Origin of the sequence: Luteimonas sp. 22616, assembly GCF_052044325.1 — a bacterium.
Taxonomy (GTDB): domain Bacteria; phylum Pseudomonadota; class Gammaproteobacteria; order Xanthomonadales; family Xanthomonadaceae; genus Luteimonas.
In genome coordinates this window covers 388,851-406,912 of the sequence record NZ_JBQEMW010000001.1, presented here as the reverse complement: position 1 = coordinate 406,912, position 18,062 = coordinate 388,851, and the positions used below count along the sequence as shown (strand labels likewise).

Below are 18,062 nucleotides of genomic sequence, written 5' to 3'. Positions count from 1 at the left end.
GGGAAGGATTCGCCTGCCGCTGCGACAGGGCATCGATGCGACCGGATCGATCGCGCATCCATGATATCGCTCAGGCGCGCGACAGCGACCAGAACGCAATGTCGCAGCGGTGGCGGTAACCGAGCGCCTCGTACAGCCGCACGGCGCGCACATTGCTGCGGCTCACGTGCAGGAATGGCAGGCGGCCGCGATGCAGGGTGTCGTTCGTCAGCATCGCGGTCAGGCGCCGCGCATGGCCGCGGCCGCTGTCATCCGGATGGGTGCAGATCGCGCTCATCTCCTGCGCCGCATCCGTGCCCAGGCGTTCGCCGATCATCGCCGCGAGCCGGCCGTCGCGATAGATCCCGAAGTAGCGGCCCAGCTCCATCGTGCGCTCGCGGAAATAGTGCGGATACACCAGCGCGGTCAACGCGAGCACGTCGGCGCGATGCGCTTCGGACAGCGCGACCATCTCCGGCCCGTCGATCACCGGCAGTGGCGTGTCGCAAACCATCTGCAGCAGCGGGTCGGCGGCTTGCAGGCGCCAGCCACCCGGCACCGACGCCGGTGCGACGCCCAGCAGGTACACGCTCTCGCCGGGCGCCACCAGCGTGTCGAGTGCATCGTCCACGTCGACCTCCGCATCCGCCACGCCGAGGAACGGTGCGAATGCCGCCGGATAGCGCGCCACGTCGCCCGCGCGCAGCGCGATGCCGCGATGGCGGCTGCACAGCGACGCCCAGAACGGGTTGTCGAGCCCCGTCGTTGCGTCATCCATGTTCATCTGCCGCCCTGCCCTGCCCCGCGCGACACCACGCGCGCGGGATTGCCGACCACCGTGGCGCCGGCCGGCACGTCGCGCGTCACCACGCTGCCCGCGCCGACCAGCGCGTCGTCGCCGATGGTCACGCCCGGCAGGATCAGCGCACCGGCGCCGATCCAGGCATTGCGGCCGATCCGCACCGGGCGCCCGAACTCCAACCCCGTCGCCCGCTGCCGCGGATCGCGCGGATGATCGGCGGTGAGGATCTGCACGCCCGGCGCGATCTGCGTGCGGTCGCCGATCACCACTTCGCACACGTCGAGGATCACGCAGTTGAAGTTGAGGAACACGCCGTCGCCCAGGCGGATGTTGTAACCGTAGTCGCAGTGGAACGGTGGTCGCACGTCGACGCCGATGCCCACCGCGCCGAAGCACTCGCGCAGCAGCGCATGCCGCGCCGACGGCGCCAGCCCCAGCGCGGCGTTGTAGCGTGCCAGCCAGGCATGCGCGGCCGCCTGGTCGGCCTGGAGCACCGCATCGCTGGCGTCGTAGAGTTCGCCGGCAAGCATCTTTTCCTTCTCGGTCCGCATCGGTCTGCCTCGCTCAGTGCCGCGCCATGCAGCGCTTCCAACGGTCGTCGACGCGGTTGGCGAACCACGCCGTGGTCAGCTTGCGCGTGATCTTGGGGCTGTGCAGGTCGATGCCGGGCAGCACCGCGCGCGGCAGTGGCTGGCGCGCGGCGGCCTCGGCCAGTTCGAAGACGCGCGCGTACAGGTCGGTGGCCTCGAAGTCCTGCCCATCGCCCTTCTCCAGCGCGCGACGGATCGCGGCGTCGCCCATGCCCAGCTGCGAACGCAGCGCGCGCACGGCGCGTTCGGTCGCCCCCGGATCGTCGAGCGGCGCGCCGGGCAGCAGCAGGTCACCGTCCAGCGCAAGCTCGATGCCCGAGGCGCGGGCAACCGCCGCCTGGAACGCCGCATTGCGGCTCGCGTACCAGCCGGCGTTGAAGTCGGCGAAGCGATACAGCGGCGCGTCGTAGCTCGCCGGATACCCCAGCAGGTGGGCGATGCCGAAGTACATGCCGCCGCGACGGGTGAACACTTCGTGGCGGATCGATCCGTCGACCGGGTACGGATAGTCCTGCGCGTGCGCCTCGGCGAAATCGATCGCGACCTGCATCGGCCCGCCGGTATGCACCGGGTTGAGCCCGCCGAACAGGCGCTGGCCCAGCGGCACCATGTCGATGAAGTCCTCGAACAGCGCACTGAGCTCGCGCTCGGTGCGTACATGCTCGATCCGTTCTGCGTAGCGGCGTCCATTGGGCGAGCGCAGGCGCAGCGCGGCGCTGACCAGCAGCTTCGGCACGTGCATCGACGCCGCACGCCGGTCGATCTCCTCGCGTGCGATTTTCCCCAGCCCGGGCACCCGCGGGTCGGCGGTGAACGTGGATTCCTGTTCGGTCACCGCCAGCACCGCGCACAGGTTTTCCGGCGTCGGCGCGATGTCCTGGGCGAAGAACGCCACCTGGATGTCGGCCGCCCAGCCTTCGCGATTGGATGTCTTCGCGGGCATCCGCGCGACGATGTCCGCGCGCACCTGCTCGGGCGTGCGCTGCACCGGCAACGGCGCCCGCGTCGCGCAGCCAGCGAGCAGCAGCGCGGCAACGAGGCCGAACCACATGGCCACGCGTAGCGGCGGCGGGAACGAAGCGATCGCGGGCGCCGAGGCGACCGGCAGGACATCGGCATGGATGGAAGCGGCTGCAGGCATCGGGATGCGGGGAACGGCGGTGGCCGCAGCCTAGCAGAGCGTCCGCGACGCGAGCGCAGTACATCAGAGCCATCGGGCGCCGGTACCGAAACACCATCGAAGCAGTCGCCACGAACCCTTGTAGGAGCGGCTTCAGCCGCGAGCTCTTGATCTGTTTCCCGGGGGCAAGAGCGCGCGGCTGAAACCGCTCCCACACAAGCTACTACTGATGCAATCGAACTACGGGAGATCGATGCGCGCAGAACCGGTCAAGGGCATCCGGCCTGGAGCATGGGCTGTCATTGCGGATGCTGAAAGAAGGCCCCGCGCATGCGGGGCCATTCTTTTCACCGGAGCGGCATCTGCCCTTGCGGGCATCCGTCGCTCAGGCCGCGGGCACCGCCTGCGCCGTGCTATCCGTGCGTGGCCCCGCATAATCCACCACGATCCCGACGCGGCGATTGTCCTGACCGGCATCGTTCGCGGCAAGGCGTTAGCCGCGCGAACAGCGACATGCACGCGTCGCGCACCGCAGGGTGCATGCTGCGACGCAGCAGCGCGAACGGCGGACTGCACGCTACCTGTCCGTCGGTGGAGGCGGCAGTGGCGGGGGTTCGATCAGCTTGCCTGCGGGCGTGGTCTGGTAGAACCGCCCGGTCCGCGGATCGAGCGCGCGATTGGGGCCCACCCGCAACATGTCGTTGATCGGGCGCCCGCTGGCGTCGAACACGCCGGCAGGCGGCGACACCGCGCCTGGCTCGCGCGATGGCTGCGGCGGTGTCGGCGGCAGCAGCTTCGCTGGCCCCTCGCTCGGGACCGGGCTGGCTGATGCCGGCCGTTGGCCGGGATCGCTGGGCAGCGTGGACGGTGGGCGGTCGTTCGGCGACGGAGGCAATGCTGCCGGTGGCGTCGCCGCTGCCCCGGGCTGCGGCTGCAGCAACTGCTGCGCCGCCGCCGGCAGCGCCGCAAGGCCCAGCGCGACCGCGGCCCATAACGGAACAATGCGTGGCATCGGCAGCTCCCGGAGATGACGACAACGGCAGGCTAACGCCAGCCACCTGCACCCGCGATGAAAGCTTTCGCCTCCTGAATACGCAACCGATCAGTTGCGTTAAAAAACGGATCGCGCTAGCGTCGAAATACGCAACCAGGAGGTAGCACATGAACGACCGTATCGAAAAGAAGATCGAGCTGGCCGCACCGGTTTCCCGGGTCTGGCGCGCACTCACCGACCATCGCGAATTCGGCGAGTGGTTCCGGGTCAGGCTGGACAGCCCGTTCGCAGCCGGCCAGGAATCCCGCGGCCGCATCACCCACCCCGGCTTCGAGCACGTCGAATGGCGCAGCGTGGTCAAGGAGATGGTGCCGGAGCGCCTGTTTTCCTTCACCTGGCATCCCTACGCGATCGAGCCCGGCGTGGATTACTCGGACGAACCGCCGACCCTGGTGGAGTTCCGCCTGGAGCCGCGCGGTGAAGGCACGCTGCTGACGGTGATCGAATCGGGCTTCGACCGCATCCCGGCGCACCGTCGCGACGAGGCCTTCCGCATGAACGACGGTGGCTGGAGCGCACAGATGCAGAACATCAAGCGCCATGTCGAATGACGCCAGGGCGCGCAGCGCGCGGGCTCGGTGGTCGCGGCGCGCGGCGGCGACGGCGGTGGTGTTCGCCGCCCTCGGCGACCCCACCCGCCTGGCGCTGGTGGGCAAGCTCGGCGACGGCAGCCTGCGGTCGATCACCCAACTGGGGCAGGACAGCGCGCTCACCCGCCAGGCGATCAGCAAGCACCTGCGCGTGCTGGAGGACGCCGGCGTGGTGCGCAGCCGGCGCCAGGGCCGCGAGAGCCTGTTCGCACTGAACCCCAAGGCGATCACCGGCCTGCAGGACTATCTCGCGCTGGTATCCAGCCAATGGGACGACGCGCTGGTGCGGCTGAAGACGTTTGTCGAACGGTCGCCTTCCGGCTGACGCACCTGCCCGACTGCTATGCGTTCCGCCGGCGGGTGCACATCCGCCGGCGGAACCGCCGCGCATTTGCCAACGCGACCGGGTTACTGCTGCGGCTGCACGCCCAGGTACGCACCCGCGGTGCTCAGCGTCGCCCACATCTCCTCGCGATCGGCCGCGAACGAGCGGTCGAACAGCCGCTCCGCGGCAGCGCGGTCGCCGTCGAGCAGGTAGTAGGCGCCCACTTCGGCAAGGTCCTTGGCTTCCTGCGGATTGGCGGCGAGATAGCGCTCGAACAGCGGCTTGGCCTTCTCCCATTCGCCCGCTTCGCGATAGACGCGGGCGATGCGGTACGCGTCGCCGTCGTCGTGCTTGCCCGCGAGCAGCTCATCAAAGATCCGCTGGCCCTCGGCCTTGAAACCGCCCAGGTAGTACACGCGGCCGACGCCGATCCGCTCCCAGCTTCCGTCCTCGGCCTGCAGCAACGCCACGTCGAGCAGTGCCTTCCCGGCTTCCTGGTTCGGTTTGTCGTGGTACATCACGGGCGAAGGCCCGGGCTTGGCGGTGTAGCCCACGCCGATGCCGGCCATGAAAACTACGGCGGCTGCAGCCGCCACGATCCCCTTGTTCATCTTGCATCCCCTGTGCTGAGTCGATGGCGCCGGACGCGCAGCGCATGCACCCGCGCCGACCCGCCGATGCTACGGGGCCGGCGCGGACGGGAAAAGCCGCCATGCAGCTCCCCGGCGCCAGGATGCCCGCGAACGCCCCGCTGTCGATTTCGCGCCCGCCCGTTCGTCGTACCCGGTAAATCCCCTTCCCCTGCAAGGAGAACCGCCATGGCCAACAACGTCGTCCGCCTCCACCGTGTCCTGGGTGCCCCGCCCGAGCGCGTCTACCGCGCCTTCCTCGATGCCGACGCGCTCGCCAAGTGGCTGCCGCCGAACGGCTTCACCTGCAAGGTCCATCACCTCGACCCGACGGTCGGCGGCAGCTACCGGATGAGCTTCACCAATTTTTCCACCGGCAACGGCCACAGTTTCGGCGGCACCTACCTGGAGCTGGTGCCCGACGAGCGCATCCGCCACACCGACGTGTTCGAGGATCCCAACCTGCCCGGCGAGATGATCACCACCATCACCTTCAGGGCCGTGTCGTGCGGCACCGAATTGCAGGTGGTGCAGGAGAACCTGCCGGAGGTGATCCCGGTCGAACAGTGCTACCTGGGCTGGCAGGAATCGCTGGTGCTGCTGGGCAAGCTGGTGGAGTCGGAAATCCCGGACTGATCCGCGATTGGCCGCGGATCGGCCGCGGATCGACGGCATGCCGGTGCTTCATGCCGGCACTCCGCATCGCCTGCACCCGGCACCGATCCGAGTTCGCAAAGCTTCATCCACCGGAAATATCGATCCGGGCCTGGCCGGATCGTCGTCAACACGAGGTGCCCATCGGGGGCGCCCTCCACACCGAGAGGAAACCTGCCATGTCCTACATCGACGGCTTCGTGATGGCCGTACCCAATGACAACCGCGAGGCTTTCATCGCCCACGCCAACACGTTCGACCCCATTTTCCTTGAGGTCGGCGCCACCCGCGTCCTCGAGTGCTGGGGCGACGACGTGCCCGACGGCAAGGTCACCGACTTCCGCCGCGCGGTGCAGGCGAAGGACGGCGAGTCCGTGGTCTTCGCCTGGGTCGAGTGGCCCGACAAGGCGACGCGCGACGCCGGCATGGAAAAGTTCATGCAGGACCCGCGCATGGAGACCGCAGGCGACATGCCGTTCGACGGCAAGCGCATGATCTTCGGCGGCTTCTCGCCTGTGCTGGAACTGCCCAAGCGCTGACCGGTCCACGCCCGGGCCCTCGATTGCCCGAGCGGCGCCGGGCAGGAGCGGCTGAAGCCGCTTCTGCCAGGACAGCCTGGACCATCCCCGCTACTTCGCGCTGTCGCGATCCGCGATGTCGACGCTTGCGGTGGCGTCGATGGACTCGGCCGGGCTCGCGGATCGCTCCAGCATCACCAGCGGCGCGCCCTGGTAGCGGTATTCCAGCGCGCCCTGCATCTCGTGCAGCGTCGCGACCTGCCCGCAGAGTGCTTCGGCACGGCGCTCGAGCGCGGTGCTGCGCGCATCGACCAGCCGCTCCACATCCCGGCCCACCCGGTCGGCACGCTCTTCCAGGCGCTCGGCGCGGCCGGTGAACGCGGCCCACAGCGCGCTGCGGGTGATGCTGCCGGTGATCTGCTCGATGACCTGCTCGACGTCGGCCTCGAACTGCGCGCCGAACACGTCCTGGTCCCAGCGGCCGTTGCCGAGGCTGTCGTCGATATGCGCCAGCGCATCGTCGCGGTGGCGTTCGACCTTGCGCGCCTTGCGCTCGCTTTCAGTCATCGTGCGCACCACGCCGGCCAGCACGTCGAAGGTGAGGCTGACCGATTCGCGGGCGATGCCGGCGACCTCGGGCATCAGGGCCCGCGCGTCGTCTTCCATCCGCCGCAACCGCCGTGCATCGGCGTCGCTGACCGCCTGCACCCGGTGGTCGACGCTGAGCGTGCCGTCGTGGAAGAAGATTTCCTTCGGCACGCCCTCGCGGCGATACAGCCAGACGCCGCCACCGTCGACCTGCACGTTGTAGGGCGTGGAGAGGCCGCACTCACGCGACGACAGGTCCGGCGTCTTCGATGATCCGGCATGCACGGCACCAGCCGCGAACAGGAACAGGCAGGCGATGGCGGCAATGGCATGGCGCATGGCGGGCCGTGGGAAGCGGGGGTGCACGCATGATCGTGCCGCATCCGCGCATCGGCGCGTGCGGGAAGTCACGGCACGCACGCACCTTTCCATGCAGGAAGTCATGGCACGGCATATCACCGCCGCCAGCGGAAGCGTTCGCGCCGATGGCGGACCGCTTCAGGCGACGCGCTTCGCGATCAGAACGGCGTCATCATCGAGAACGGCGCATCGCCCTGCACGGCGCCGGCATCCGAGCGCGTGGATGCGATGCCGACCATCGCGATGGCCGCCGTGACGAGGGCGATGACACACAGGATGCGGACGGTGACGTGCTTCATTGCAGGCTCCAGGGCAGCCGGGAGTTGCGGATGGCTGCGGGTGGGTGGGGATGGCGAAAGTCTGCGCCCGGGCCGCGTGCGGTCCCCTGACCTGGATCAAGCCGGTGTCATGCCGTCTTCCGGCATCCGGATGCGAATGCCTCCCCGCGATCGGCGAGGATTATTCCCCCGGCGGGCGGGCGCCGCGCGCGCCGGGAAGCACGCCTTCGATGCGGCGGTCCGGAATCAGCCACATCACCGCCACCGAGGCATACAGCAGCAGCGCGAACCGCGGCGCCCACAGCGTGGACACGATGCCCGCCGCATACAGCACCGGCGACAGCTTGCCCTTCCAGTCGCTGCCGATCGCCTGCCGCAGCACCGACCCATCGCCGTCGAGGCCGATCAGGATCCGCTGCAGGATCCAGTACGCGACCGCCGCCATCAGCAGCACGCCGCCATAGACCGCCGTGGGCGCAGCGGCAAAGTGGTTCTCGCCCATCCACGCGGTGGTGAACGGGAACAGCGACAGCCAGAACAGCAGGTGCAGGTTCGCCCACAGCGCGCCGCCCGAGACCCGCCCGCACGCCGCCAGCATGTGGTGGTGGTTGTTCCAGTAGATGCCCACGTACACGAAGCTCAGCACGTAGCTGAGCAAGACCGGCAGCAGCGGCACCAGCGACGCGAACGCAGCGTCGTGCGGCACCTCCAGCTCCAGCACCATGATGGTGATGATGATCGCGATGACCCCATCGCTGAATGCTTCCAGCCGCCCCTTGCCCATCGCCATCCCTCCGTACCGAATGAATTGTCAGGCGACCGGCCCGACGCCGATGCCGCTTGCCCAGAGCAACGCACGCCTTTCGTGCTCCTTGACGAACGCATCCTTGCCATCCATGTACGCGGCCATGTCGTGTGGATGCGCATGGGCCAGGCGTTCCTTCAGGACACCGTACTCCTCGGCGACCAGGGGATGGGCGCGCATGTAATCGCGGAACGCGACATGGCGGACGACATCGGGCACGCCCGCCTCGAACGCGTGGACCTGATGGGTGCGCGTCCCGCTGGAATCGTCGCGGCGGAAATAGCGCCGGCCCGGAATGCCGAACTCCCCCATCGCCTCGTAGCCCAGCGCTTCGAGCATCGGGCGCTTCTGGTCCAGGGCTCCAAGCGAAGCCACCTCCAGCAGGAGATCGATGATCGGCTTGGCCTTCGTCTGCGGAATGGCGGTGCTGCCGATGTGGTGGATCCGGACTGCCACCTCGCCCACCGCTGCTGCAATCCGCCCCGCCTCGGCATCGAACCGGGCGGACCAGCCGGGATCATGACGGACGACGCGGATCATCGGTGCGCATGCCGATGCGTGCCGCCGACGCGGTTGCACGCCGCCACAAGGCGCGCGCAGGACATCACACGCGGCGAAAGAGCGGGCTTCATTCCCCGGTCGCCACCGCGGTTTCGGCAAGCCCTTCGAGCGCCTTGCGAAGAGGCTCGACAGCGGGGCACGCGGCAACCTCATGCCGCCTGGCGAGGAAGGCCGAATCGTTGTACCCGAGCCAGACCTGGGCGGAGGCGTCTTCCCAGACCAGCGCCTTGAGCGGCAGGTCGATGCCGACCGTCTGCGCGCACTCCATGAACGGCGTGCCGCCCTTGGGATTGCCGAACACCAGGACCTCGGTGGGCCGCAGCGACTTGCCGACCCGGGCGGCACCGGCTGCATGGTCGACGCGCGCGAACACGGTGAGGCCGCGCTGCCGGACCGCCGCTTCGAGCCTGTCCATCGTGACTTTCGCGCTGTACGGGCTTTTGACCGCGACAAGACCCTCGGCGGCACTCGCCACTGGCACGAACACGAACACGAGCGCGGACATGAGAACGGCTGCGAGCGTGAGCAGGATTTTCATGGGAATGCCTCCGTCACGAAGGAATTGCGGGCTTCACGCACCTCAACGGCCGCGGAAGTGCGACGCCTGCAGGAAGCGCAACGCCGCCACGATCTGGTCGACGCGCTGGCGCGACAGCGAGCCGATGCGTTCGCCCAGGCGATGCTTGTAGATCGACGACACCTGGGAGGCGATCACCACGCTCTGCCGGCCCAGGCCGCCCTCGCCCGGTTCCAGCAGCACGCAGCCCGGCTCCGACGCCCGCCCGAGGTTGGAGCTGAGCGCGCAGGCGACGACGGTGCTGATCCTGGAATGGTTGAACACGTCGTCCTGCACCACGACATGCGGGTGCGGCACGCCGGGGATGGACCCCTTCGACGCATCGGCGGCAACCCAGAAAATGTCCCCGCAGCCGATCGACGTGGCTGTCGCGACTGAATCCGGTCCTGCTTCCCTGTCCATTGCGTTGCGTCCCAGTTAACGGTCTTGCGCGTCGATCACGCCGGCCCGCGCCGCGTCCGCGCGCATCCCCACCCGCGAATGCCGCCGGCCGTAGGCGAAGTAGATGGCGATGCCGACCGCCAGCCAGACCGCGAAGCGCACCCACGTCAGGGTGGTCAGGTTGAGCATCAGGTAGAGGCACAGCAGCGCCGAGACGATCGGCAGCACCGGCGAGAACGGCACCCGGTAGGCGCGCGGCAGGTCCGGGCGCTTGCGGCGCAGGATCACCACGCCGACGCTGACCAGCACGAACGCCGACAGCGTGCCGATGTTGATCATCTCCTCCAGGATCTCCACCTGCGTCAGGCCGGCCAGCAGCGCCACCGTCACGCCACAGACCAGCTGCAACCGCACCGGCGTCTTGCGGGTCGGCGAGGTCACGCTCAGCCAGCGCGGCAGCAGGCCGTCGCGGCTCATCGCCAGCAACACCCGCGACAGGCCCATCAGCAGCACCATGATCACCGTGGTCAAGCCGATCAGGATGCCCACCGAGATCACCTGCGCCGCCCAGCCCGCGCCGACCGCGACGAAGGCGGTGGCCAGCGACGGATTCTCGGCCGCGGCCAGCACCGTGTACGGCACCATCCCGGTCAGCGCCAGCGACACCAGCAGATACAGGATGGTCACCAGCGCCAGGCCGCCGAAGATGCCGCGCGGCAGGGTCTTCTGCGGGTCCTTGACCTCCTCGGCCGACGTGGCGACCACGTCGAAGCCGATGAAGGCGAAGAACACCAGCGCCGCGCCCGACAGCACGCCCGCCACCCCGTACTTCGCCGGCACCGCGCCGGTGGCCCACGAGAACAGCGATTGCGACCAGACGTCCGCCGAACCACCCGAAGTTGGCGCCGACGGCGGCACGAACGGGCTGAAGTTTTCCACCTTCAGGTAACTCAGCCCCACCACGATCACGAACAGCACGATGCCGACCTTGATCAGGGTGAACACGTTGTTGACCCGCGCCGACATCTTGGTGCCCTGGATCAGCAGCGCGGTGAACACCGCGACGATGAACAGCGGGCCCCAGTCGAGCGCCAGCCCGAACACGCCGACGGTGGTGGGGATATGCATGTCGAACAGTTCGAACACCGTGGCGAGATAAATGCCCCAGTACTTCGCGATCACCGCCGCGGCCGTCAGCAGTTCCAGGATCAGGTCCCAGCCGATGATCCAGGCCAGCAGTTCGCCGAACGTGGCGTAGGTATAGGTATAGGCACTGCCGGCGACCGGGATCGACGAGGCGAACTCGGCGTAGCACATCACCGCCAGCGCGCACGTCACCGCCGCCAGCACGAACGCCAGGGTCACCGCCGGCCCGGCGAAGCTGCCCGCCGCGCGCGCGCCGACCGAGAAGATGCCCGCCCCGACCGCCACCGCGACGCCCAGGATCATCAGGTCCCAGGCGCTCAGCGAGCGCTTGAGTTCACGGCCGGGCTCGGCGGCGTCGGCGATCGACTGTTCGATGGTCTTGGTACGGGTCAGGCTCTGGAGGAAACGCATGCACGGCACTCGGTGGGGTGGATGGTGTGCGCCGGCAGGAAACCGCGGCGGCTCGGACCCGCCTTCCGGTGGCATGGGCTTGGCAGATGCAGGCGGTGTCGCCGATGTCAGGACAACCGGCCGCTCGATCGCATGATCCACGATCTGCCGCAGCCACGTCACCCGGCCCGGAACTGCCCGGTGAACCCGGCCACCGGGCGGGGCCAGGCCCGCTGCCCGAGGCCGGCCCGCGAACCTTGCGGCCCGCGAAGCACCTCCGTTGGCGAAAAAAGCGGCATCGCCGACGCCTTGCGCGGCTACGTCGGCACCTCGCACCGGCGCGCATGCCCCGCCATCGGGCGCGCATCGCCCTGCGCGCGTGGCGTATGGTTTGCCGCGAACGTTGATACGGCGGCGGCCCGCAAGGCGCCGCGCCCGGATGACGAAGCCCCCGATCGATCGCCCATGGGACACGACGCGTGAGCCAAGCAGGACGCACGAACCAGGACCCCGGACTGCTGCGCCGCCTGCTGCGCGCGAAGGACCGGATGGACGCCGCCTCGCAGGAGGCCTGGCCGGTTGAGCGGCTGGCGCGGGTGAGCCGCGTGTCCGAGGCGCACTTCGCGCGATCGTTCAAGGAGGCGTTCGGTGTGCCGCCGCACCGCTACCTGCTCACGCGCCGGATCGAGCGGGCCAAGGCGCTGCTGCGCGACACCGACCTGCCCATCCTCGAGATCGCGCTGCAGACGGGGTGGAACAGCCTGGGCACGTTCGGGCGTACGTTCCGCGATGTCACCGGCGAGTCCCCCGGCGCGCTGCGTGCGCGCGAGCGGGCCGCCGGGCACCCACTGCAGCGGGTGCCGGCCTGCTACGTCAGCGCCGCCCACCGGCCCGGCCTCACCACCGCAGTTTCGGAGAAGCGGCGGCGGGAGACGGCTGTTAAAAATAAGCCCCCACGAAAACAGGAGGCCACATGAGCCAAAGCATTGGAGTTGTCGGATTGTATGTTCGCGACCAGGACGAAGCGCTCGAGTTCTATGTCGACAAGCTCGGATTCCGCGTGCACACCGACGTGCGCAACGGCGACTACCGCTGGCTCACGGTGCAGCATCCGGAGCAGCCGTCCCTGCAGCTTGGCCTGTTCAAGCCGCAGGCGCCGGTGCTGGACGCGGCCACCGCGCAGGCCGTCAGCGAGATCGTCGCCAAGGGCGCCATGCCGCCGCTGGTACTCGACGTCGACGACTGCCGCGCCGCCTACGAACGGATGCGCGCCCGCGGCGTGGAATTCACCCAGGCGCCCGAGGAACGCTACGGCAACGTGGACGCCAACTTCCGCGACCCCTCGGGCAACGGCTGGAAGATGATCGAGTCCCGGCGCGCACCGGAGTAAGCGCCGGCACTCTCGCCATTCACGCCTGCCGGTCCAGCCGCGCGCACGCGCCCTGCGCGCGAACCGGACCGGCAGCACCGCGATCACCGTGACCAGGATCGGCATCGGCGGCGCGTACGTCGCCAACATGCGCCACGCGGGATGTCCTGCGCGGGCATTGCCGTGCGTTGTTGTCCGATGCAGGGGGTAGGAAACCTTCAAGGTGGATACCCATGGCAAGCAAGCGCAGCAAGACCCCGAAAGGCAACGCCCGATCACGCGACGCGACATCCAGCGGATCGGGCAAGGGGAAGAGGCGGTCCCCGAAGACGCTCGAACAACGCCTGGTGAAATACCAGTTCGACGCGACGGGATACGAGTTCATCCCCGCGCTGATGCACGAGCTCCGTCGCCTGCTGTCGTCGAAGAAGGCCTCGACGCCCGCGGACGAGCACTTCTTCGCCGCGTTGCGGAGCATCAAGGGCGGTCGCGAGTTCCTGAAAACGGCGCTGGAAAAGCACGACAAGCTCCCGTACGAGTTCAAGCAGCGGATCTTCTCGCCCCGCTACCTCAACCTGCCGGCGGACCACACTATCGGCGAGCAGGAGCTGTCGGCGATCATCGACCGCGGCGCCAGGGCCAGCGGACGCAACGTCTTCGCCGCCTCGCGCATCTACGCCCGCAAGCCCGAGTCGCACGGATGCTGCTGCTGTTGCGACGACGACCGTCCCGGTGGCGACACTCCGCCGCAGCCCAAGCCGAACGAGTACGAACTTTCGTTCGCCAAACTCTATTGCGTGGACGAAAGCGATCCCGAATGGGGCGGCAGCGACGAGCCCTACACCGTCTTTGCCGTCATCACCGAGGCGATGGCCGAAGGCGGCACCGCTGCGGTCGGTTTCCATTCCCCGGTCTACGAGGACGTGGATGATGGCGACACGCGCCCGTCCTCCGGCGACGAGAACCTGCGGCTGTACGGTTTCGCCGGCCCGCGCGCGATCGACTCCAACGTGCTGGTAACCGCCACCTGTTTCGAACACGACCTCGGCGATGTCAGCGACACCACCGACAAGATCCGCGCCGCGCTGACCGCGGTGGCCACCAAGGCCGCGGCTGCCGGTGGCGTCGTCGGCTGGATCGTCGCCGGTGCCGCGGTCATCGCCATCGGCGTGAGTTACCTCGTGGACCTGATCGGCGCCGACGACCAGATCGGCGGCACGAAATCGATCACCCTCAACCAGGCGCAGGCGGACGCCAGCACCAACGGCAGCAATCCGTTCTTCTTCCCCGCGCTGCGCTTCGATGGCGGCGACGACGACGGCATCTACGACGCGTACGTGAAGCTGCGTCGCGCCTGAGGGTTCTGGCAAAGGAGACCGGACAATCAGTCCGCAGGATGGGGAGAGCGCAGCGATCCCCATCGCTCTTGCGCGTAGCGACATGGAGTTCACTTCCGCTCAACCCATCCTGCAGCTGCGGCGTCGGCTTCCACGTCCTAACGCGCCTTTCCGGTTTGCTTTGTTATATCCGGCCCCGAACCCCGTGGCTTTGGAGTCGATGGCCATGACCGAACCCCGTTATCCGAACGAACCAACGGAATACAGATCCGCCCGCGATGCCTTGCTGGCCGAGGAAAAGGCCCTGGTCGCCAAGGTCAAGGCCGTTGCCGCGCAGAGGCGCAGGCTGCCGCGCGGCGGGCGGCTCAAGCAGGACTACGCATTCACCTGGGCGACGGACGCGCGGCTGGGGCAGCGCGTGAAGTTCTCCGAACTCTTCGGCGACAAGCACACGCTGCTGCTTTACAGCTTCATGTACGGCCCGCACTGGGACAATCCCTGCCCGTCGTGCACGTCCCTGGTCGACGGGTTCGATCGCACCGCCTACCAGGTCACCCGCGATGCGGCGTTCGCGGCCGTGGCGAAGGCGCCCGCGGAGATGATCAATGCCTGGGCGAGGAAACGCGGCTGGTCGCAGGTCGACCTGTTGTCCGGATCGGAGTGCACGTACCAGCACGACTACAAATGCCAGGGCGACTCCGACGACATGCAGTATCCGGTGATGCATGTTTTCAGGAAGCACGACGACGGCATCTTCCACTTCTGGGGAACCGAACTGGAAGCCAACCACGTCGACACCGTGTGGACCTACTGGAACCTGATGGATTTCACGCCCGAGGGCAGGCCCGACCGCCCCACCCCGCCGCAGGTGTTCCGCTCGAAGTTCCTGGAGGAGCACTACCTGGATTGAGTGCGTTGCGGCCGCGCCGCCACGCCGAACAGCACTGCCGAAAGCAACCACGGTGCCGCGAAGGCCGCGGAGAACAGCGCGCCCACGACATCCCAGCCCGCCACCAGCGCCACCCCGGCGACCGCGGCCTGCGCCAACGCGGCCGCAGCCATCGCAAGCGCCATTCCCTTCGCCTGCAGGCGCGCGAAGGCGGCGCCGAACACGGCAATGGCGAGCACGCCGGCAAATAGCAGGTTGTAGGGGTTGTTCTCGCTGCCGATCATGCCGACGGCAAGGTTCACCCAGACGGTGAGGAACCCGGTCAGGATCGCGATGCCGGCGGCGGCGCGGTAGGCGGTATTGGTCGAACGCCACACCAGTTCGCAGGCGCCGCAGGCGATGGACAGCAGCGCGCCCATCACCACGAAATCCGACAGCGTCCAGTCCACGCCGCTGCCGGGGAAGAACTGCATCGCCACCAGTGGCAACAGCAACAGGCATGCCGCGCCGCCCCAGGTCATCAAGCGCCAACGGCTGCCGCGCCGTGCGCCGTCGTCTTGCATGTGTGTCGCCATCGGCTTGTCTCCGCGCGTGAGTGGGCGTGCCCGCCACTTCGACGACCTGGACGACCGCGCCCCAGGTCCCGAAGCAGTGCAATCCTGCGCCGCGCGTGTGAACGCGCAGGGGACCCAATGTGAAGCGGAAAAGAAGTCGATGCCGCGTATTTTCCCGGAACTGTTAGATCGCTTTAACAAACCCTGGCTGCACCAGTTCCTGGCCGTTGCCGCAGCACCGTGGCGTTCTCGAAAAGTACCAACCCCAGGAGAATTCCATGAACAAATTCATTGCACTGGCGACCCTGTTGGGTGGCCTGTTCTTGTTCGGTCCGGCACATGCGACGGATGGAAGAACCGCCGTTGGAATGTGCATCGACAGCACCGCGAGCGGGGCGCGTTGCGCGTGGTCGGTGAACGACAAGGGCGAGATCGACATCTGCAACAAGAACGGCTGCGTGACTTGCCCCTCAGCCACCGACCAATGCACCGTGGCCCGGACCAGACCGCGCCCCGCCGACGTCCTGCCGGGAACGATCATAAGTACGCCCATCGGCTGGTACGAAGTCGGCAAGCACCCCGGAATCGACAAACTGATCCCCGCACCGCAGAAGTCCGGAAAGTAGCTGCCGAAAAGAACTGGGGGCCAGCGTCAATCTCTCGATTGCGGGAAATTGCACTCTGACCCCTGTTTTTGCCGATTCCCCTTGCCACCACGAGCCGATGGGTATCGCTGCGCTCAACCCATCCTGCCGCGCTGCGCATGCCTCAATCGACGGCTTCGACCTTGCCCAGGCCATTCGGGTTGCGCGGATCGCTGGCGGCGGTCTTGACGTTGCGGGCCCGGTCCCAGACCACCACGTTCATGTTGCCCCACGTGTCCTTGTCGTTGATGTCGTAACCCATCTCCTCCAGCTTCGCCAGCACGTCGGCGGGGATGTCGCTGTCTTTCTCGATGTCGACGCGGTCGGGCATGAACTGGTGGTGGATGCGCTTCTGCGCGGTGATCTGGCCAGCATCCTTGCCGTCGATGAAGGCGAGGATGGCGCCGAAGACCTGGGTGATGATGGTCGAGCCGCCGGGCGAGCCGATCACCGCCAGGCGATCCTTGCCGACCACGAAGCTCGGCGTCATCGACGACAGCATCCGCTTGCCGCCGACCGCCGCGTTGGCGGAGCCGCCGATCAGGCCGAACGCGTTGGGCTGGCCGGCCACCAGGGCGAAGTCGTCCATCTCGTTGTTGAGCAGCACGCCGCTGTTGCCGGCGACGAAGCCGGAGCCCAGCGTGGTGTTGACCGTGGCGGTCATCGAGACCATGTTGCCGTCCTTGTCGATGATCGAGTAATGCGTGGTGTGCATGCCGGGATCTTTCACGGCCACCGACGGCAGCCATGCGGACTTGGTGGCCTGGTCGGGCAGGATGCTCTGGCGCAGGCCATCGGCGTAGTAGCGCGACAGCAGCATGTCCAGCGGCATCTTCACGAAATCCGGATCGCCGAGGTATTCGTTGTGGTCGCGGAAGGCGCGGCGCATCGCTTCGACGAGGTAATGGATGCGGTGGGCTTCATCCATGCCCTTGAGGTCGATCGGCGCGAGGATGTTGAGCATTTCGGCGACCGCCACGCCGCCGGAGGACGGCGGCGGCGCGGTGACGATCCTGTAGCCGGCGTAATCCAGTTCGATCGGCGCGCGCTCCTTCGCCTGGTAACTGGCGAGGTCGGCGAGTGTCCAGGTGCCGCCGGCCGCCTTGACGGCCTTGACCATTTCATCCGCCACCGCCCCCTTGTAGAAGCCGTCGGCGCCGCGTTCGGCCATGGCTTTCAGCGTCGCGCCCTGGCCCGGGTCGCGGAAGATGCCGGTTTCCTGCGGTGCCTTGCCGTCGGGGAAGAACTTGCTGGTCGAGGCCGGGTAGCGGCGCAGCACGTCTTCCTTGCGCGTGATCGAACGGACCAGCGCGCCGCTGGGATGGAAGCCCTCGTCGGCCAATCGGATCGCCGGACGCAGCGATACCGCCAGCGGCAGCTTTCCGTACTTGTCCGCCATGTACGCCAGGCCTGCCGGCATGCCGGGAATGCCGGCGGCGAGCGGGCCGTTGAGCGAGGTGTCGCGATTGGGGGTGCCGTCGGCGCTGAGGTAGTCGGCCTCGCTTACCGCCTGCGGCGCCATCTCGCGCGCGTCGATGAAGGTGTCCTTGCCGGTAGCGGCGTCGTGGATCAGGGCGAGGAAGCCGCCGCCCAGGCCCGAGGCTTCCGGCTGCACCACCGACAGCGAGGTGGCCACGGCAATCGCGGCATCGACCGCGTTGCCACCCTGGGCAAGCGTTTCGAACCCGGCTTCGGTGGCCAGGGCATTGGCGCTGGCGATGGCGGCGGTGGTCGTGGTGGTGCGCGACGGCGCGTCGTCCCGCGCATACGCCAGCACGCTGGACGTGGCGATCGCCACCACCAGCACGGATCGGTACCAGCGCAGGTTGCGTCGATTCGGCACTGCACGGCAGGCCGGATTTGCACGGGATTGCAGCGTGTCCTGGTCGAACATTCGGTCACCTTTCACGTATGGGGGTCGA

At 68.0% G+C, this 18,062-nt stretch carries 24 protein-coding genes; 9 read left to right on the top strand and 15 right to left on the bottom strand.

What is annotated here, in order from left to right:
• Positions 1-70: 70 nt before the first annotated feature.
• The 4 genes from ACTJIL_RS01880 to ACTJIL_RS01865 form a co-directional block, all read right to left on the bottom strand.
• Complete coding sequence (locus tag ACTJIL_RS01880; RefSeq protein WP_440753900.1) at positions 71-757, bottom strand: GNAT family N-acetyltransferase; 687 nt, start codon at positions 755-757, stop codon at positions 71-73.
• A gap of 2 nt (positions 758-759) precedes the next feature.
• Entirely contained in the window at positions 760-1,332 is a 573-nt protein-coding gene (locus ACTJIL_RS01875) for a sugar O-acetyltransferase (RefSeq protein WP_440753899.1), read from the bottom strand.
• Positions 1,333-1,345: 13 nt separating this feature from the next.
• Positions 1,346-2,422, bottom strand: a complete 1,077-nt coding sequence (locus ACTJIL_RS01870) for a DUF1615 domain-containing protein (protein ID WP_440755816.1) — start codon at positions 2,420-2,422, stop codon at positions 1,346-1,348.
• A 646-nt stretch (positions 2,423-3,068) separates the two neighbouring features.
• Positions 3,069-3,503 (bottom strand): hypothetical protein, encoded by a 435-nt coding sequence (locus ACTJIL_RS01865; protein WP_440753898.1) that lies wholly within the window; start codon positions 3,501-3,503, stop codon positions 3,069-3,071.
• Positions 3,504-3,652: 149 nt separating this feature from the next.
• Here ACTJIL_RS01865 and ACTJIL_RS01860 point away from each other — a divergent pair, with 149 nt between their 5' ends.
• Both ACTJIL_RS01860 and ACTJIL_RS01855 read left to right on the top strand, forming a co-directional pair.
• Positions 3,653-4,096, top strand: coding sequence for an SRPBCC family protein (locus ACTJIL_RS01860; protein ID WP_440753897.1), 444 nt, complete (start codon positions 3,653-3,655; stop codon positions 4,094-4,096).
• A complete protein-coding gene (locus ACTJIL_RS01855; RefSeq protein ID WP_440753896.1) occupies positions 4,086-4,460 on the top strand; it encodes an ArsR/SmtB family transcription factor in 375 nt (124 codons plus the stop codon). Before ACTJIL_RS01860 ends, ACTJIL_RS01855 begins: the two co-directional genes overlap by 11 nt.
• Before the next feature lie 83 nt (positions 4,461-4,543).
• Here ACTJIL_RS01855 and ACTJIL_RS01850 read toward each other — a convergent pair whose 3' ends face one another.
• Positions 4,544-5,071, bottom strand: a complete 528-nt coding sequence (locus ACTJIL_RS01850) for a tetratricopeptide repeat protein (RefSeq protein ID WP_440753895.1) — start codon at positions 5,069-5,071, stop codon at positions 4,544-4,546.
• 207 nt (positions 5,072-5,278) lie between these two features.
• On the opposite strand from ACTJIL_RS01850, the gene ACTJIL_RS01845 reads away from it, so the two are divergent.
• Complete coding sequence (locus ACTJIL_RS01845; protein ID WP_440753894.1) at positions 5,279-5,725, top strand: SRPBCC family protein; 447 nt, start codon at positions 5,279-5,281, stop codon at positions 5,723-5,725.
• 197 nt (positions 5,726-5,922) lie between these two features.
• Positions 5,923-6,282 (top strand): DUF1428 domain-containing protein, encoded by a 360-nt coding sequence (locus ACTJIL_RS01840; RefSeq protein WP_440753893.1) that lies wholly within the window; start codon positions 5,923-5,925, stop codon positions 6,280-6,282.
• Between the two features lie 90 nt (positions 6,283-6,372).
• Here ACTJIL_RS01840 and ACTJIL_RS01835 read toward each other — a convergent pair whose 3' ends face one another.
• The 7 genes from ACTJIL_RS01835 to ACTJIL_RS01805 all read right to left on the bottom strand — a co-directional run bounded on the left by ACTJIL_RS01835 (position 6,373) and on the right by ACTJIL_RS01805 (position 11,368).
• Positions 6,373-7,188: a DUF2884 family protein gene (locus ACTJIL_RS01835; protein ID WP_440753892.1), complete on the bottom strand. Its 816-nt coding sequence runs from the start codon at positions 7,186-7,188 to the stop codon at positions 6,373-6,375.
• Positions 7,189-7,367: 179 nt separating this feature from the next.
• Positions 7,368-7,508 (bottom strand): hypothetical protein, encoded by a 141-nt coding sequence (locus tag ACTJIL_RS01830; protein ID WP_440753891.1) that lies wholly within the window; start codon positions 7,506-7,508, stop codon positions 7,368-7,370.
• A gap of 160 nt (positions 7,509-7,668) precedes the next feature.
• Positions 7,669-8,271 (bottom strand): TMEM175 family protein, encoded by a 603-nt coding sequence (locus ACTJIL_RS01825; RefSeq protein ID WP_440753890.1) that lies wholly within the window; start codon positions 8,269-8,271, stop codon positions 7,669-7,671.
• Between the two features lie 27 nt (positions 8,272-8,298).
• Positions 8,299-8,832 carry a GrpB family protein gene (locus tag ACTJIL_RS01820; protein ID WP_440753889.1) on the bottom strand — a complete coding sequence of 178 codons (534 nt, stop codon included), beginning with the start codon at positions 8,830-8,832 and terminating at the stop codon, positions 8,299-8,301.
• A gap of 88 nt (positions 8,833-8,920) precedes the next feature.
• A complete protein-coding gene (locus tag ACTJIL_RS01815; RefSeq protein ID WP_440753888.1) occupies positions 8,921-9,391 on the bottom strand; it encodes a DUF302 domain-containing protein in 471 nt (156 codons plus the stop codon).
• Positions 9,392-9,433: 42 nt separating this feature from the next.
• The gene (locus ACTJIL_RS01810) at positions 9,434-9,832 is read right to left on the bottom strand and encodes a type II toxin-antitoxin system PemK/MazF family toxin (RefSeq protein ID WP_440753887.1); all 399 of its coding nucleotides are present in this window, start codon (positions 9,830-9,832) and stop codon (positions 9,434-9,436) included.
• A gap of 15 nt (positions 9,833-9,847) precedes the next feature.
• Positions 9,848-11,368, bottom strand: a complete 1,521-nt coding sequence (locus tag ACTJIL_RS01805; RefSeq protein WP_440753886.1) for an amino acid permease — start codon at positions 11,366-11,368, stop codon at positions 9,848-9,850.
• Positions 11,369-11,895: 527 nt separating this feature from the next.
• Here ACTJIL_RS01805 and ACTJIL_RS01800 point away from each other — a divergent pair.
• Complete coding sequence (locus ACTJIL_RS01800) at positions 11,896-12,324, top strand: helix-turn-helix transcriptional regulator (protein WP_440755815.1); 429 nt, start codon at positions 11,896-11,898, stop codon at positions 12,322-12,324.
• A complete protein-coding gene (locus tag ACTJIL_RS01795) occupies positions 12,321-12,737 on the top strand; it encodes a VOC family protein (RefSeq protein WP_440753885.1) in 417 nt (138 codons plus the stop codon). The genes ACTJIL_RS01800 and ACTJIL_RS01795 overlap by 4 nt, the downstream gene beginning before the upstream one ends.
• Positions 12,738-12,756: 19 nt before the next feature.
• On the opposite strand, the gene ACTJIL_RS01790 is transcribed toward ACTJIL_RS01795, so the two are convergent.
• Positions 12,757-13,023, bottom strand: coding sequence for a hypothetical protein (locus ACTJIL_RS01790; RefSeq protein WP_440753884.1), 267 nt, complete (start codon positions 13,021-13,023; stop codon positions 12,757-12,759).
• Positions 13,024-13,063: 40 nt separating this feature from the next.
• Between ACTJIL_RS01790 and ACTJIL_RS01785 the strand changes: the two genes are divergently transcribed.
• Both ACTJIL_RS01785 and ACTJIL_RS01780 read left to right on the top strand, forming a co-directional pair.
• A complete protein-coding gene (locus ACTJIL_RS01785; protein ID WP_440753883.1) occupies positions 13,064-14,074 on the top strand; it encodes a hypothetical protein in 1,011 nt (336 codons plus the stop codon).
• A gap of 205 nt (positions 14,075-14,279) precedes the next feature.
• Entirely contained in the window at positions 14,280-14,963 is a 684-nt protein-coding gene (locus ACTJIL_RS01780; protein ID WP_440753882.1) for a DUF899 family protein, read from the top strand.
• On the opposite strand, the gene ACTJIL_RS01775 is transcribed toward ACTJIL_RS01780, so the two are convergent.
• Positions 14,951-15,517: a hypothetical protein gene (locus tag ACTJIL_RS01775; protein ID WP_440753881.1), complete on the bottom strand. Its 567-nt coding sequence runs from the start codon at positions 15,515-15,517 to the stop codon at positions 14,951-14,953. The two genes, ACTJIL_RS01780 and ACTJIL_RS01775, sit on opposite strands and share 13 nt — an antisense overlap.
• Before the next feature lie 257 nt (positions 15,518-15,774).
• Here ACTJIL_RS01775 and ACTJIL_RS01770 point away from each other — a divergent pair, with 257 nt between their 5' ends.
• Positions 15,775-16,122: a hypothetical protein gene (locus ACTJIL_RS01770; RefSeq protein WP_440753880.1), complete on the top strand. Its 348-nt coding sequence runs from the start codon at positions 15,775-15,777 to the stop codon at positions 16,120-16,122.
• 142 nt (positions 16,123-16,264) lie between these two features.
• Here ACTJIL_RS01770 and ggt read toward each other — a convergent pair whose 3' ends face one another.
• Positions 16,265-18,034: a gamma-glutamyltransferase gene (ggt, locus tag ACTJIL_RS01765; RefSeq protein ID WP_440753879.1), complete on the bottom strand. Its 1,770-nt coding sequence runs from the start codon at positions 18,032-18,034 to the stop codon at positions 16,265-16,267.
• Positions 18,035-18,062 lie beyond the last annotated feature (28 nt).